The organism is Enterobacter cloacae complex sp. 277I4, assembly GCF_050031465.1.
Taxonomy (GTDB): domain Bacteria; phylum Pseudomonadota; class Gammaproteobacteria; order Enterobacterales; family Enterobacteriaceae; genus Enterobacter; species Enterobacter cloacae.
The window spans coordinates 4,412,203-4,427,720 of sequence record NZ_JBLGWC010000001.1 but is presented as its reverse complement, the minus strand read 5'-3'; the positions used below and the strand labels follow the sequence as shown (position 1 = coordinate 4,427,720).

At 53.5% G+C, this 15,518-nt stretch carries 10 protein-coding genes and 2 pseudogenes; 9 read left to right on the top strand and 3 right to left on the bottom strand.

Annotation, left to right across the window (positions count from 1 at the left end):
• Positions 1 to 130: 130 nt before the first annotated feature.
• Both ACQG19_RS21530 and ACQG19_RS21525 read left to right on the top strand, forming a co-directional pair.
• Positions 131 to 1,651 (top strand): methyl-accepting chemotaxis protein, encoded by a 1,521-nt coding sequence (locus ACQG19_RS21530; protein ID WP_013098826.1) that lies wholly within the window; start codon positions 131 to 133, stop codon positions 1,649 to 1,651.
• A 336-nt stretch (positions 1,652 to 1,987) separates the two neighbouring features.
• The gene (locus tag ACQG19_RS21525; RefSeq protein ID WP_013098825.1) at positions 1,988 to 3,547 is read left to right on the top strand and encodes a methyl-accepting chemotaxis protein; all 1,560 of its coding nucleotides are present in this window, start codon (positions 1,988 to 1,990) and stop codon (positions 3,545 to 3,547) included.
• Here the strand turns inward: ACQG19_RS21525 and ACQG19_RS21520 are convergent.
• Positions 3,544 to 4,038 carry a PadR family transcriptional regulator gene (locus ACQG19_RS21520; protein WP_013098824.1) on the bottom strand — a complete coding sequence of 165 codons (495 nt, stop codon included), beginning with the start codon at positions 4,036 to 4,038 and terminating at the stop codon, positions 3,544 to 3,546. The genes ACQG19_RS21525 and ACQG19_RS21520 overlap by 4 nt on opposite strands.
• Before the next feature lie 146 nt (positions 4,039 to 4,184).
• Between ACQG19_RS21520 and ACQG19_RS21515 the strand changes: the two genes are divergently transcribed.
• Entirely contained in the window at positions 4,185 to 4,949 is a 765-nt protein-coding gene (locus ACQG19_RS21515; protein WP_246932615.1) for a siderophore-interacting protein, read from the top strand.
• Here ACQG19_RS21515 and ACQG19_RS21510 read toward each other — a convergent pair whose 3' ends face one another.
• Positions 4,950 to 6,119: a J domain-containing protein gene (locus ACQG19_RS21510; protein ID WP_246932613.1), complete on the bottom strand. Its 1,170-nt coding sequence runs from the start codon at positions 6,117 to 6,119 to the stop codon at positions 4,950 to 4,952.
• A 260-nt stretch (positions 6,120 to 6,379) separates the two neighbouring features.
• On the opposite strand from ACQG19_RS21510, the gene ACQG19_RS21505 reads away from it, so the two are divergent.
• The 3 genes and pseudogenes from ACQG19_RS21505 (at position 6,380) to ACQG19_RS21495 (ending at position 11,882) form a co-directional block, all read left to right on the top strand.
• Positions 6,380 to 8,053, top strand: coding sequence for a ShlB/FhaC/HecB family hemolysin secretion/activation protein (locus ACQG19_RS21505; protein WP_246932611.1), 1,674 nt, complete (start codon positions 6,380 to 6,382; stop codon positions 8,051 to 8,053).
• A 9-nt stretch (positions 8,054 to 8,062) separates the two neighbouring features.
• Positions 8,063 to 11,547, top strand: a pseudogene (locus ACQG19_RS21500) (hemagglutinin repeat-containing protein); the annotation flags it as partial.
• Entirely contained in the window at positions 11,547 to 11,882 is a 336-nt protein-coding gene (locus ACQG19_RS21495) for a hypothetical protein (RefSeq protein WP_040024052.1), read from the top strand. The pseudogene ACQG19_RS21500 and the gene ACQG19_RS21495, both read left to right, overlap by 1 nt.
• A 62-nt stretch (positions 11,883 to 11,944) precedes the next feature.
• On the opposite strand, the gene ACQG19_RS21490 is transcribed toward ACQG19_RS21495, so the two are convergent.
• Positions 11,945 to 12,397, bottom strand: coding sequence for a SymE family type I addiction module toxin (locus ACQG19_RS21490; protein WP_080316604.1), 453 nt, complete (start codon positions 12,395 to 12,397; stop codon positions 11,945 to 11,947).
• A 529-nt stretch (positions 12,398 to 12,926) separates the two neighbouring features.
• On the opposite strand from ACQG19_RS21490, the pseudogene ACQG19_RS21485 reads away from it, so the two are divergent.
• The 3 genes and pseudogenes from ACQG19_RS21485 to ACQG19_RS21475 form a co-directional block, all read left to right on the top strand.
• Positions 12,927 to 13,928, top strand: a pseudogene (locus tag ACQG19_RS21485) (hemagglutinin repeat-containing protein); the annotation flags it as partial.
• Positions 13,929 to 14,121: 193 nt separating this feature from the next.
• On the top strand, positions 14,122 to 14,850 hold the full coding sequence (locus ACQG19_RS21480) for a hypothetical protein (RefSeq protein WP_246932610.1): 729 nt from the start codon (positions 14,122 to 14,124) through the stop codon (positions 14,848 to 14,850).
• A gap of 278 nt (positions 14,851 to 15,128) precedes the next feature.
• Positions 15,129 to 15,488, top strand: coding sequence for a DUF6911 family protein (locus ACQG19_RS21475; protein WP_229284390.1), 360 nt, complete (start codon positions 15,129 to 15,131; stop codon positions 15,486 to 15,488).
• Positions 15,489 to 15,518: the final 30 nt, after the last annotated feature.

Here is a 15,518-nt window from a genome sequence, read left to right as displayed (position 1 = left end):
CACAAAAAGTGCGGTTTAAGTGAAATCTGCGATCTCCATCAAGTTTAACAACTAAAGATAAATTGTTTACCGCCGAAAAAACAATAAACCACAAAATTAACATTCAAATAACCTGCAAGGGATGCTCACGATGTCCTCTCCAACCTATGTCACCCAGAATGAATATCTTCTGGACGATGACACCACCTTAATGTCTACCACAGACGTCCACAGCTATCTGACTCATGCTAACGACACCTTTGTTCAGGTGAGTGGCTATCAGCTTAATGAGCTGATGGGTCAGCCGCATAATCTGGTGCGCCATCCTGATATGCCTAAAGCCGCTTTTGCCGATATGTGGTACACCCTGCAACAGGGCGAGCCGTGGAGCGGAATTGTCAAAAACCGCCGTAAAAATGGCGATCACTACTGGGTGCGCGCCAACGCGGTGCCGATGGTGCGCCACGGGAAGGTCACCGGCTATATGTCGATTCGCACCAAAGCGACGGCAGAAGAGATCGCCACCGTTGAGCCACTCTATAAGGCCCTGAATGCCGGACGCTGTACTAAACGGATCCATAAAGGGCTGGTGGTGCGTCAGGGCTGGTTCGGAAAACTACCGGCAATGCCGCTGCGCTGGCGGGTACGCGGCGTGATGGCGGTGCTCTTTGGCGCGCTCGCCGCCACGCTGGTGGCAACCTCAGCAGGCTGGGTGTCGTTGGTCGCAGCAGCGATAATGATGCTGCTGGGCACGTTGTTGTTTGAACAGCAGATTGTCCGCCCGGTAGAGAACGTGGCGCGACAGGCGCTGAAGGTGGCAACCGGCGAGCGCAATAGCGTGCAGCACCTGAACCGCAGCGACGAACTGGGCCTGACCCTTCGCGCGGTGGGGCAACTGGGGCTGATGTGTCGCTGGCTAATCAATGACGTATCAAGCCAGGTGGTGAGCGTGCGCGACGGCAGCGACAAGCTGGCGCAGGGTAATGAGGATCTGAACGACCGCACGCGTCAGACCGTTGCAAACGTGCAGCAGACCGTGGCGACGATGAACCAGATGGCGGCCTCCGTTCAGAGTAACTCTGAAACCGCCACCGAGGTCGATAAGCTCTCCGTAGCCGCCAGCAGTGCGGCGACCAAAGGCGGGAACGCGATGCAGACGGTGGTCAAAACCATGGACGATATCGCCGACAGTACACAGCGTATCGGCTCCATTACCACCCTGATCAACGATATTGCCTTCCAGACCAATATCCTCGCCCTGAATGCGGCGGTAGAAGCGGCACGGGCCGGTGAGCAGGGCAAAGGCTTTGCGGTGGTGGCAGGGGAAGTTCGCCATCTTGCCAGCCGCAGCGCTAATGCCGCCAACGATATCCGTAAGCTGATTGATGCCAGCGCCAGCAAGGTACAGTCCGGCTCCGAGCAGGTACACGCCGCAGGGCGCACCATGGATGATATCGTTGAGCAGGTGAAAAACGTCACTCAGTTGATCGCGCAGATTAGCCATGCCACCTCTGAACAGGCTACCGGGCTTTCGGAGTTAACCCGCGCGGTGGCTGAACTGGACAGCATCACGCAGAAAAACGCCGATCTGGTTGAAGAGAGTGCGCAGATCTCCGCGATGGTAAAACACCGGGCCGGACGTCTTCAGGATGCAGTGACGGTTCTCCATTGAGTCTGTAATGTTCCAGAAAAGCCGTTTATTCTGCCAGGCGTAAACGGCTTTCGTTGCTTCATTTGTAATTATTCCTGCGATTTATTGTTAATTTTATATTAAATAACTAAAGAAAGTGACTCAGTTATTTATCCCTGCCTAAGTCATTTTTCCCCGATGCTATTTCATAAATGCCCTGTCTGGTGGTTGAGTAACGATCGATACGGCTATATTAATAGCCTCTGCCTATCCATTGTGATGGTTATGAAATAAAAAAACGATCAAAGTCATAAAGTTAGCGGTTTCGTTACCGATAACGGTGATCGTCTGAGAAATAATCACATCGATGGAGTAAATATGTTCTTACATGACGTAAAAATCGGCACGAAATTATTTCTGGCGTTTGGATTCTTTATTGTCCTGATGGTGGTGAGCGCGAGTTTGTCTTTAATGAGTCTGAACCGGGCAAACAACGGGATGCAATCCATTATTACCAGTGATTATCCAACCACGGTAAAAGCGAACCAGTTAATCGATAACTTCCAGGAATTTATTAGCACTCAGCAGCTCATGCTGCTGGATGAACAGGGAACGTACACGGCGCAGTCGCAGCAGCATCTTAAAGAGATTAGTGAGCACATCACGGTGCTCCTCGGTGAGCTGAACAACGTGCTGCAGGATCAGCAATCGCAGCAGGTGCTCGCCGAGATACGCGGCGTGCGCCAGCAGTATCTGGACTCGCGCTATCGTATTTTGCAGGCGGTGCAGAACCACGATCGCGCGGGTGCGCTTCAGGAGATGATGACCAACACCCTCAAACTGCAGCAGGCCTATAAAGCCAAAGTGCAGCAGCTGATTGCGATTCAGAACACTGAGATGCAGAACGCCGGGGTGCAGGTGGAAAGTGATTTCAGGAGCAACCGTCTGCTGCTCATCCTCATTACTCTCTTCAGCGTGGCGGCAGGCAGCCTGATTGGCTGGTTTATCGTGCGTTCCATTACCCGTCCGCTGGGCCAGGCCGTGGACTTTGCGGCGGCGATTGCGGATGGCGATCTCACCGGCAGTATCACCTCGCACGGTAAAGACGAAACCGGCCTGTTGCTGCATGCCCTGATGGAGATGAAAACGCGTCTGCTGGACATTGTGCAGCAGGTGCAGACCGGATCGGAGAATATCTCCAGCGCCGCCGCGCAGATTGTCGCCGGGAACCAGGATCTGGCTGCGCGCACGGAAGAGCAGGCAAGTTCTGTGGAGCAGACCGCCGCCTCGATGGAGCAGATCACCGCGACGGTGAAAAACACCGCTTCGCATACCGGAGAAGCGACCAACCTGTCGGCAGATGCCGCGAAGGTGGTCAAAAACAACGGTGAGATGATGAAGCAGGTGACCAGCAAAATGCGCCTGATTAACGAGACCTCGAACCGGATGTCCGACATTATCGACCTGATCGATGCCATTGCCTTCCAGACCAATATTCTGGCGCTGAACGCGGCGGTGGAAGCGGCCCGGGCGGGCGAGCACGGTCGTGGCTTTGCGGTGGTGGCTGGTGAAGTGCGCCAGCTCGCGCAGAAGAGTGCTTCGTCAGCCAGTGAGATCCGTGAGCTGATTGAAAGCTCCACCAGCCAGACGCAGGACGGGATGAACCTGGTCGAGAAGGCGAGCGAGCTTATCAATGGCATGGTGGGCAACGTGGAAGAGATGGATGTGATCCTGCGTGAGATCCGCCAGGCCAGCCACGAGCAGACAGAGGGGATCTCGCAGATTAACAGCGCGATTGGCCTGATTGATGCCACCACCCAGCAAAACTCCGCGCTGGTGGAGGAGTCTGTTGCCGCGGCGGCCTCCCTCAACGAGCAGGCGATGCACCTGAAAGAGCTGGTACGCGTCTTCCGCGTGAGCGCGCACGCACCGGCTTAATCCAACTGGGAGATCTCCAGCGCCGCGCGGTCGATCACGCCAACGATCTGCTTAAGCTGCGCGTCGCTGAGCGCTCCCTGATTCACCTTCAGATCTAACACCGCTTTGAAGTTATCCAGTGCCCGCTTCATCTGCGGGTTTTTGCGTAGCTGGAAACCGACCGCGCGGGCTTTGATACGCGCCTGAATCTGCTCAAGCTGTTCCTGGTTTTCCTCCAGCCACTGCTGTCCTGCCGCATTGATGGCAATGCGCTTACGCCCATTCTCTTCTTCCGTAATGGTGATAAACGCCTGATCCTGAAGATAATCCAGCGTCGGGTAAATCACGCCAGGACTCGGGGTGTAGTTCCCCTGGGTCAGGTTCTCAATCTCTTTGATCAGCTCATAACCGTGGCTCGCGTTGCGGGTCAGAATATCCAGAATCACCAGCCGCAGATCGCCGTGACCAAAAAAGCGTGGTCGACGTCCGCCGCCATCATGTTCGTGTCGCATAGTGTGCCTCGTAAATTGATATATCTAAACTATATCTAAGATATATTCAGATGCAATCTAAAAGATCTTGCATTCTTGCTGATTAGCAATCATTATCATTTAAAATCAATTTAGATATATCGTATTCACCTGAGAAGGGTCTTAACATGGCAATCACCCGCTATCCACAACGCGTGCGTAACGAACTGCGTTTTCGTGAACTGACCGTGCTCCGTGTTGAGCGCGTAAGCGCTGGTTTTCAGCGCATAGTTTTAGGCGGCGAAGCGCTGGAGGGCTTTAGCTCCCGCGGTTTCGACGATCACACCAAAGTGTTTTTCCCGGCCCCGGGAACGACGTTTGTGCCACCGGTGGTCACCGACGAGGGCATTGACTGGGGCGACGGCGTGCGCCCGCAAAGCCGGGATTACACACCGCTGTACGACGCCGCGAAGCACGAGCTGGCGCTTGATTTCTTCGTGCATGACGGCGGGGTTGCCAGCCAGTGGGCGCTAGAGGCGAAAGTGGGCGACAGGCTGACGATTGGTGGCCCGCGCGGTTCGCTGGTGGTACCGGAGGATTACGCCTGGCAGCTGTACGTGTGCGATGAGTCCGGGATGCCGGCGTTGCGTCGCCGCCTGGAAGGCATCGCCAGCTTGCCGAAACGCCCGGAAATTCACGCGGTGGTCACCGTCGGGGATGAATCATACAAGGATTATCTGGCGCACCTGAGCGCGTTCAACATCACCTGGGTGATCGGCCACAGCGAGCAGGCGGTGGTTGAGCAGCTGGCGTCGCTGAACGTTCCGGCGGAAGATTACTTTATCTGGCTGACCGGGGAAGGGAAGGTGGTTAAAAACCTGAGCCGACTGTTTGAGACTGAGGCTATCGATCAGCAGCTGGTGCGTGCCAGCGCGTACTGGCACGCGAAATAATTACGCTGCTGAATCGAGCTGCGCTTCGCTCACCTGATGTTCGAGCGAGGCGCGGACCTCGTTCAGCGCCTTTTCCTGCTGTGCGAAGTACGCTTCCATATTGCTGAGCGACGACACCAGCAGCCAGGATTCTTCTTTCTCCAGTTCTGCCAGCTCGTTCACTAAGGTGTCGATCTGCTCGCGAACCTGAGCCATTTTTTTGCGGATGCGCTCCAGATCGTTCAGCCTGTCGCTGGCCATCAGCGGCTCGAAGCCCTGCTGCAGGCGCGCCACCAGAGAACGAATGGCTTTGACGTCTCCACGCTGTTTAGCCTGGTTGAGCTGCACCATCATCGCGTTGGCTTCTTCTTTCAAATCGTCCGCCACCAGATCCGGGTGACACAGCTTGCTCGCCTGCCGCCAGAGCCGTTTCAGCTCGTCCCGATCCTCTTGTGAAAGATCTTTCCCTTTACGCAGACGCACTTCGGCATCCTGATGCTGCTCGCGGTATTTCTCGTACTCTTCGTTGGCCTCGTCACGCGCCTGACGCGCAGGCTCTCCCTCACGCGTTAAGCCGCTCTCCAGCTCCAGCGCCTCGGCAAGCAGGTTGGCAATCAGGTTACTTTGCTGCTGCAGATGCTTACGCGCCTCGGCTGCCTGTACGGAATCGGCAGGAAGTTCGCGCCAGCGCTGGGTGAGTGTTGCCAGCACCTCCACGGCCTGGGCCATGTAGCGCTGACAGCGGCGATAGTCTTCCTCGCGACGACGCGCCTCAGCCTGCTGGCGGCGCAGGTTCAGCTCGGCCAGCGTTTTACGCAGAGCGAGGATCTGCTGCATCAGCGGGCCCAGGCGGGAGAAATAGAGATCGTTGAACTCATCAAGCTGCTGTACGCGCGCGTTACGGCGGTCAATCAGATCGCGCAGTCGCTCTTCCAGCGCTTTCAGTTCCAGTTTGCTCGCGGCGACCTGCGGATCGCGCCATGGCGTCACGGCACGCTGGCTTTGTAGCCACGCGACGATCGCGGCGATGGCCGCAGTGTAGTTTTTCTGCTCAAGCGCCACGACGATTGCCTGTAGCTCATCGTCAAACGCTTCATTTTTCAGCCGGGTTAGCTGGCTCTGAATGATGTCGTCATCTTCCAGTTCAATGGCATTTTTAATGATTTCTAGCCGTTTGATCGGTGTGCTCATGATGCCTTTCGCTTTGGCGCTTAAGTATTTGAGTTAAGGTTAGTTGTTGGAAACGCTACAGGAAATAATACACACGGATGATGATCGGCGCGATGGGGGATTTCTTTAGATTTACGCAGTGTCACCCGCTAAATTCTGAAAATGCAGCAAAATAGACCTTAAATTAAATGTGTGTATTTACACTGTTTACTTTTTGACATAAGTTGCGCGTTTTTTGACAGGCAAGTCTGAAAACGGACTTTTAGCAAGGAGTAGCAGTGATGACAGGGAAAACGTCGATACTACAGGTGCTGGCTGCCATGGCCTTGCTGGCAGGTGCTGCGCAGGCGGCCCCCCTGTCTCCGGCCGACCGTAATACTATTCAGCAGCAACAGCAGCAGCTGCTGGATGAAAACCAGCGCCAGCGTGAAGAGCTGGAGCGCAGCGTGGTATTACCGCGTCCTGTTCAGCCCGACAGTGCCGCGACTCCGCAAGGTCCCTGTTTTGTTATCTCGCGCATTGAGCTGACGGGTACCACCCTTCTTTCTCCGTTAGCCAAAGATCGCCTGGTTGCGCCGTGGGTGAACCAGTGTCTTGATATGGCGCGTCTCAACGCCCTGACCAACGCCGTCTCTGACTGGTATATCAGCCGGGGGTATATCACCAGCCGCGCATTTTTAACCGAACAGGATCTCTCTGGTGGCGTACTGCATCTCGCGGTGCTGGAAGGCAAACTCCAGCAAATCCGGCTTGAAGGGGTTCCCACCCGCACGCTGAGCATGACCTTCCCTGGCCTCGAAGGGAAAATTCTTAACCTGCGCGATATCGAACAGGGCATGGAGCAGCTTAATCGCGTGCGCCAGACGCCGGTTGAAATAGAAATTTTGCCCGGCGACAGGCAGGGCTATTCAATCGTCAATCTGACGGCTTCGCCTGAATTCCCGCTCAGCGGTTCAGTGAGTTTCGATAACAGCGGGCAAAAGAGTACCGGTACCGGACAACTCAATGGCGCGCTGTACGGCAATAACCTGCTGGGGCTGGCGGATAAGTGGTTTATCAGCGGCGGGCGCAGCAGCGATTTTTCGAACAGCCATGATGCTCAGAATTTTGCCGCCGGGGTCAGCGTGCCTTATGGCTACGGCCTGCTGGACTACAGCTACAGCTGGAGCAACTACCTCAGCACCATCGATAATAACGGCTGGCTCTGGCGTTCGACGGGCGACACCGAAACCCACCGTCTGAATGGCTCCTGGGTCCTGTTCCGCAATGGCGATATCAAAACCGGCGTGTCGGCGGGCATCACCCACCGCATCAACCATAACTATCTCGACGATGTTCTGCTGGCTACCAGCAGCCGCAAACTTTCAAGTTTCTCCCTGGGCCTTAACCACACGCAAAAAATTGCCTCCGGCGTGGCGACCCTGAACCCGACCTTCACTCAGGGTGTGCCGTGGTTTGGCGCCGAAGATGATAACGACAAACATGGCGATGTGCCGAAAGCCGAGTTCCGCAAATGGAGCGTCAACGGCAGTTTTCAGCGCCCGGTTGCTGACGGGCTGTGGTGGTTGACCAGCGTCTATTTTCAGTGGTCGCCGGACCGGCTGTACGGCAGCGAGCGCCTGACGCTGGGGGGAGAGACCTCCGTGCGCGGCTTCAAAGAGCAGTACCTCTCCGGTGATAACGGCGGTTACTGGCGAAATGAACTCAATTATTCGCTCTTTACGCTGCCGTGGGTGGGGAATGTTGGCCTGTTGGCAGCAGTTGACGGTGGCTGGCTGAAGAAGGACGGATTTGACCGTTACGCCTCTGGCACGCTGTGGGGCGCCGCGTTTGGTCTGACGACGGCTCATCGCGGCTATTCAAGCCAGTTTACCGTTGGCACACCGATGGCGTATCCGGACTGGCTGGCACCGGATCACCTCACGATTTACTACCGCGTATCAGTGGCTTTCTAAGGGACAGGGATGATGAAACAGGATCAGGTTCGTTTTTCACAGCGCGCGCTGAGCGCGTTACTGAGCGTGCTGCTGGCAACGCAGCCGCTGTTACCCGCGGTGGCGGCATCCATCACCCCGTCCGGCAATACGCAGATGGATAAGGCGGCTAACGGCGTGCCGGTGGTGAACATCGCCACGCCGAACCAGTCCGGTATTTCCCATAACAAATACAACGACTACAACGTCGGGAAAGAGGGGCTGATCCTCAATAACGCGACCGGGCAGCTTAACCAGACTCAGCTTGGCGGGCTTATCCAGAATAACCCCAACCTGAAGGCCGGGCAGGAAGCCAAAGGCATCATCAACGAAGTCACCGGCGCTAACCGCTCAAATTTGCAGGGCTATACCCGGATTAACACCGGTATATTCAGCAATACCGGCACCGTTCAGGGCAACAGCCTGACCGTCTCCGGGACGGATATCACCAGCTCCGGCGCGCTGAAGAGCGCCTCCACGCTGGATATCCGCGCAGACAATGCCACGCTTTCCGGTGAGACCGGCGCGAAAGGGAAAACCACCGTAACCGCGAGCGGCAACAGGCGCATATCGGTGGGGCAGATATCATCGCACAGAAGGATATCAGCCTGACCGGTGACAGCGTGGTGATTGAGCCGGGGCATGACAAACGCACCCGCGATGAGACCTTTGAGCAGAAGAGCAGCGGGCTGACGGTGGCGCTGTCCGGGGCGGCGGGGAGTGCGGTGAACAGTGCAGTGCAGACGGCACGTGACGCGAAAGGCGAGAGCGATGACCGCCTTGCGGCGCTGAAGGCCACCAAAGCGGCACTGTCAGGCGTACAGGCGTCGCAAGGTGCAGAAATGGCGCAGATTAACGGCGATCCCAACAGCGGTATCGGCGTCAGCGTTTCGCTCTCTTCGCAGAAATCGAAATCCGAGCAGCACATGCAGAGTGACACGGTTGCGGGCAGTACGCTGAATGCGGGGAATAATCTGTCCATTACCGCGACCGGAGAAGGGAAAGGAGAGAACAGCGGCGACATCCTTATCGGCGGCAGCCAGCTGAAGGCGGGCGGCGACACCGCGCTTGTCGCAGCGAACGACATTGTGCTGGGCGGTGCGGCCAGCACACAGCAGACGACAGGAAAGAACAGCAGCAGCGGTGGCGGTGCAGGCGTCAGCATTGGCGGCGGCAAGAGCGGTTACGGCATCGGTGTGTTTGCGAATGTGAATGCTTCGAAAGGCAGTGAAAAGGGCGACGGTACGGCCTGGACGGAAACGACGCTCGACAGCGGCGGGACGGTCTCCATGACCAGCGGTCGGGACGCCATTCTGAACGGCGCGCAGGTGAGTGGCGATAAAATCGTTGCGGATATCGGGCGCGATCTGTGGATGAGCAGCCAGCAGGACAGCAACGATTATAAATCGACGCAGAACAGCACGGCGGCAGGCGGCAGCTTCTCGTTCGGCAGCATGACGGGGTCCGGCTACATCAGTGCCAGCCAGGACAAAATGAAGAGCACGTATGACTCGGTGCAGGAGCAGACAGGGCTCTTCGCGGGCGATGGCGGTTTTGATGTGACGGTGGGACGCCACACGCAGCTTGACGGTGCGGTGATTGCCTCGACGGCGACGGCGGACAAAAACAGTCTCGATACAGCAACGCTGGGCTTCCGGGATATCCACAACGAGGCGGATTACAAGGTCAGCCACAGCGGCGTCAGCCTGAGCGGCGGCGGTGACTTTGGCGGTGATGCATTCAAGGGCAACCTGCCGGGCGGCGTGGTATCGGCAGCGGGCAGCAGCGGTCATGCGGAGGGTACGACACAGGCGGCGGTGGGCGAGGGTAACATCACCATCCGTGATACCGAAAACCAGCAGCAGGATGTGGCCAGCCTGAGCCGGGATACAGAACACGCAAACGACAGCATCAGCCCGATATTTGACAAGGAGAAGGAGCAGAAGCGGCTTGCGCAGGTGAGTGCCATCAGCGATATCGGCGGGCAGGTGGCAGACATCGCCAGAACGCAGGGCGAGCTGAATGCGCTGAAGGAAGCGCGTAAGACGCACCCTGACCTGACGGTTGAGCAACTGAAAGAGACGCCAGAGTACAGGACTCAGCAGGCGAAATACGGCACAGGCAGCGACCTGCAACGGGGTATCCAGGCGGCGACGGCTGCGCTTCAGGGGCTGGCGGGCGGAGATATCGCCGGCGCGCTGGCGGGAGCCTCGGCACCGGAGCTGGCACATCTGCTGAAATCGACGGAGGGCAATCCGGCGGTTAACACCATTGCGCACGCGATACTGGGCGGTGCGGTTGCGGCACTACAGGGGAACAGTGCAGCGGCGGGTGCGGCCGGTGCGGCCACGGGGGAGCTGGCCGCGCGGGCAATCATGGCGGCGATGTATCCGGGTAAAGCGGTCAGCGACCTGAGCGAGGAGCAGAAGCAGACGGTCAGCACGCTGGCGACGATATCGGCGGGGATGGCCGGAGGAATAGCGGGAGACAGTACGGCTTCAGCAGCTGCTGGGGCGCAGGGCGGGAAGAATGCGGTTGAGAATAATGCGCTAAGTGCCGATCAGATTGACAGTTTTGCGGCAAGGGCGAGAGGGTGTCAGACTCGGGGCGACTGCAAACAGGTCGTCAAGGAGATGGAAGATCTCAGCCTGAAGCAACAGCAGGAAATGATCGCTGTCTGTGCAACAAACCCGGCGGCCTGTAAAGAGAAATATGGAGATATACCTGCTAACGGAATGCTGGTACGAGAAGCTATAGATCGCGTGTTAGGTGCAGATGTGCCGTCTGCAATGAAGAACGATATGTCTTCGTTGTTAGCTCAGCAGATCGAAGCGGAAGGTGTTGTTACCAGTACAGAATTTGCAAGTCAGCTGAAAATCCGTTATGGAATAGATGGTCAACAGGCTGATATTTTAGCAGCTGCTGCGCTTGGGGCTGTAACCGGTGGGATGAGTAAAGGCGGGAAACCAGCCGCAGGAACAGAAGGAAAAAACATTGTCATTGTTGACTCCGGTAAGAAAGGAGCCTGGAATAAAGCGATGAATAAACCGGAGCCGAATACGGTTTATCAGGTGGATGGTAATAAGACGTATCGTATTGATGCTGAAGGCCGAACAGGTTCTGCGGAGGCTACATTAGCTTGGACGAAAAATGACAGAAACACTTATCAGCAATGTAAGGCCGGAAAATGCGGCACCTCTGGTGATGAAGGTGGGCATTTAATTGCCAGTATTTTTAATGGTCCTGGCGAAAAGCTTAATCTTGTACCTATGGATGGCAACCTAAATAAGGGGGCGTGGAAACAGATGGAAAATACTTGGGCTAGTGCTCTAAAAAATGGTAAGCAGGTTAATGTGAAAATCGAGCCCTCTTATACAGGTAGTAATAAAAGACCAGACAGTTTTACAGTTACTTATCAGATAAATAATGATCGACCAGTAAGAGAGATTTTTAACAACGCCCCAGGAGGTAAGTAATGGCTTCTCGTGATGATGAATTGTATTCAGAAATTGGGCGGATATTGTTTGAATCGGCACCTGAGGATGCGCAGAAACTCTTCCTGGATGCTGAGTTATCCCCTGAAAATGATCATGCAAAATTTTTATACGATTACATCAATAAACAAGGTGAGAAAACATGGTTTTTGCCTGGAACCTCTGCAACAGACAGCTTACTTCTTAAGAAATTAGTAGAATTAAGGAACTTCTACATAGAACAAGGACTTACTGGTGGGCGGCCAGTATGGCATGGCTGCCTTGTTACAGTTGATCTTGAAAAAATGAAGATTAATTTAGACTATCGTTACGACTAAAAATAACCCCGGTCAGAACGCTCTGGCCGGGATCGTTTTATCAGATATGACTACATTGTTACTTACCCCCGCTTAATCACCGGCACATCCCCCAAATCATTGAGCGCTCCCGGAAATGTCTTCAGCCACTGCGCCACTTTCTTTTTATTGATATTCACCACGCTCATGCCTTCAAGACATCCCCATAACTCACGTGTATGTTGTGGCGTAATGACAATACAATCTTTCATAACCCGGATTTTGACAGGCATCCCGTCAATAAAACCTGCATTTGCGAGCCACTTGCCGCTGAGTGGGAGATATTTACAGTCCACCCGTGAATAAAGCTCGCAACAGGCAGAACAGTCTTCCGGCGTTTCCGCGCGGGGATGAATAGGGGCAGCATCAGTCCGGTTTCCGTGCAAACGGCGGATATCATTTTTGCGTATCAGATCGCGGTTTTCGGTAATACTGTTAAAAACATCTAATTCTGTTTTGAAAACAGTAAACTCTGGCTTAAAATTCGTTTCAGCCATATTCAACTCCTTGAAAGTTGTTTTTGGTTAGCGGCATGGGGGTGGTGGTACACCTTCATGCTGCGTTCTTTAATAATATAAAACTGTTAGCGCTTCCTTTACTGTGAAGTGATTTTCTTTGCGCTGATTATACCGGGCTGAATAAAAATACAGTATCTGTTAAAAAGATAATTGTAGGAATTGCGAGGTGGCTTCAGGAAATATTACAGTTTGCTGTTGAGTTGCATAATAAATATAAATTATGGCTACTCTGTACCACCTCCAGTCAGAACCCGTTCCCTGGCTCGTCCTGTTTCCTTGACCGTCTGAGCCTAAACCCGGACCGCGATTATCGGTTCCTCGGTGACGCGGCATTTGATACCCGTTACGTCAGCAACGCTATTCTGAACCAGACCGGCAACCGCTATACCCGTCATACTTCAAGTTGCCTGTGCGTTGGCTGCACTCATTCACCCCGGTCACTTACTTATGTAAGCTCCCGGGGATTCACTCCCTTGCCGCCTTCATGCAACTCGAATTATTTAGGGTATATATCAACGGCATCGGCTCCGATCTCGATCAGATGCGCTACCTGATGGACAGCGCCGCAGAGCAACAAAAAACGCTGGGGCTGAAATTCGGCGTGGCGCTCACGGCGGCTCAGGTTGCCGCGCTTGACCACAGCCTGCTGTGGTGGGAAGCGGCAACCATCAACGGCCAGACGGTGATGATCCCGAAAGTGTACCTGTCGCCGAAGGACGTCACCGTGCACAGCGGCAATAACGTCCAGTTGGCGGGCGGGAACGTCATTAACAGCGGCAGCACAATTGCGGCGCTGAAGGCTACCAAAGCGGCACTGTCAGGCGTACAGGCGTCGCAGGGTGCAGAAATGGCGCAGATTAACGGCGATCCCAACAGCGGTATCGGCGTCAGCGTTTCGCTCTCTTCGCAGAAATCGAAATCCGAGCAGCACATGCAGAGTGACACGGTTGCGGGCAGTACGCTGAATGCGGGGAATAATCTGTCCATTACCGCGACCGGAAAAGAGAAAGGAGAGAACAGCGGCAACATCCTTATCGGCGGCAGCCAGCTGAAGGCGGGCGGCGACACCGCGCTTGTCGCAGCGAACGACATTGTGCTGGGCGGTGCGGCCAGCACACAGCAGACGACAGGAAAGAACAGCAGCAGCGGTGGCGGTGCAGGCGTCAGCATTGGCGGCGGCAAGAGCGGTTACGGCATCGGTGTGTTTGCGAATGTGAATGCTTCGAAAGGCAGTGAAAAGGGCGACGGTACGGCCTGGACGGAAACGACGCTCGACAGCGGCGGGACGGTCTCCATGACCAGCGGTCGGGACGCCATTCTGAACGGCGCGCAGGTGAGTGGCGATAAAATCGTTGCGGATATCGGGCGCGATCTGTGGATGAGCAGCCAGCAGGACAGCAACGATTATAAATCGACGCAGAACAGCACGGCGGCAGGCGGCAGCTTCTCGTTCGGCAGCATGACGGGGTCCGGCTACATCAGTGCCAGCCAGGACAAAACTGCCGGGCGGCGTGGTTTTGGGAGCGGGCAGCGGCAGCAAAAGATTCTCCAAACTGAAGACTGAAGGGGTAATACAAAGGGATTATCAGTATTACTGAAAAAAGTAGTAATAACGGTTCTGGGCACCTGCTCGGAATCCTTGTGGGATGAGGGCATTATGGTGCCTTCTAAATTAGGATACAATTTATTAAGGATATTTAAATATGTCAAAAAAATTACTATTAAGTGTTGCTGTAGCATCAATGTTACTCACTGCTTGCTCTGCATTTAACGGCGGTAGTGAATTATTGTCTGATAAGAATAACAGTGATGCTTTAATTAATTCAAAAATAATAGACGGAGAAACAAATGTCTCTTCTTTGTCCAGTGTTATTGGAAAAAAAGATGAATTCCGCTCTGCTTTAAAGAAAACATTCCCTGATGGGAAGCTTTCGGTTGCTTCATATAAAGGATTTTTGAACGGCATGACCGGCACTTATGCACATAGAGTTCTTTCAGTAGTCTATGGGTCTGATAATATTGTCATTAATCATGGTATCTTTGTAAAAGATTTGCATAATCCTAATAAATATAATCTTGATTATGTAAGTGCTCGTAATTTGGCATTTACAGAATTAGAAAAAGGTAGTGATAAAACAAAAGTAATAAATTTATTAGGTAATCCTGATGGTATGACGTTCACGGATGAGGGTAACCTTCTGCTTATCTATTCTAAAACGGATGTTTCCAGAGATGCCTCATCTTATATCCCAGTGGTTAACATGATAAGTGGGACAGAGTCTGGTGTATCAGAAAGGCTCTATATTGAGATGAGTAAAGATGAAAAAGTAAAAAATGTTATTTCAGCTACTGTGCAAATTATTCAGGGAAGAGGTATTGGCAATGCGGATAGTTATAATGAAAAATACGAAAATATTAAAAGTAAGTTCTAGATGGCGTATCAATGTCAAATCATAATCGTAAACGCTAATAGCATTTTGCGATTTTATATTTCTTCATAAATTGACATTCCTGTTAGCCCAGTAATTATTTACTGGGCTGCTCAGTAGCAGAGCATTGATATCGGCGAGCAGATGGCAGGCATAGCCAGAGTGCAGGCCATAAAATTCCTAAAATGTGTAATTTGCCAGCGACATCACTTTATCCTGCTCTGGATTGTTCATCTTCCATGTTAAAATACGTAGCAAACAACATTGTTAAAGGACAAACGATGAAAATGAAGCTTTCCCTGTTTTGCGCAAATACAGGTTTAAGTAAAAAGGACTTCCCCTTATGGTCAGATGTTTACGATGCGCTTCATCAGCTCAGGACGAATACGGGAAGCGTTAATATTGTAGATGTTGATAATCAAAAAACGCTCAGCATCCATTCGGATGGTATGCATTTCCTGCTCTCATTAATTGAGGGTAAGGATGATAAAACAAAAATACAAAGCATCCAGACTGCTTGTTTTGGAAGGAAAGAAAGTTCTGTTCCGCCTGTTTTTCTGAGTCATTCTCATGGCCTGACAAGTGATTTCGATTTTGTGACTGAGGTTTCCAGAACCTTTTTCATCACAGGACAGGTTTAGCGTTTTGCTGCATTAAACCAACCCTGTTAT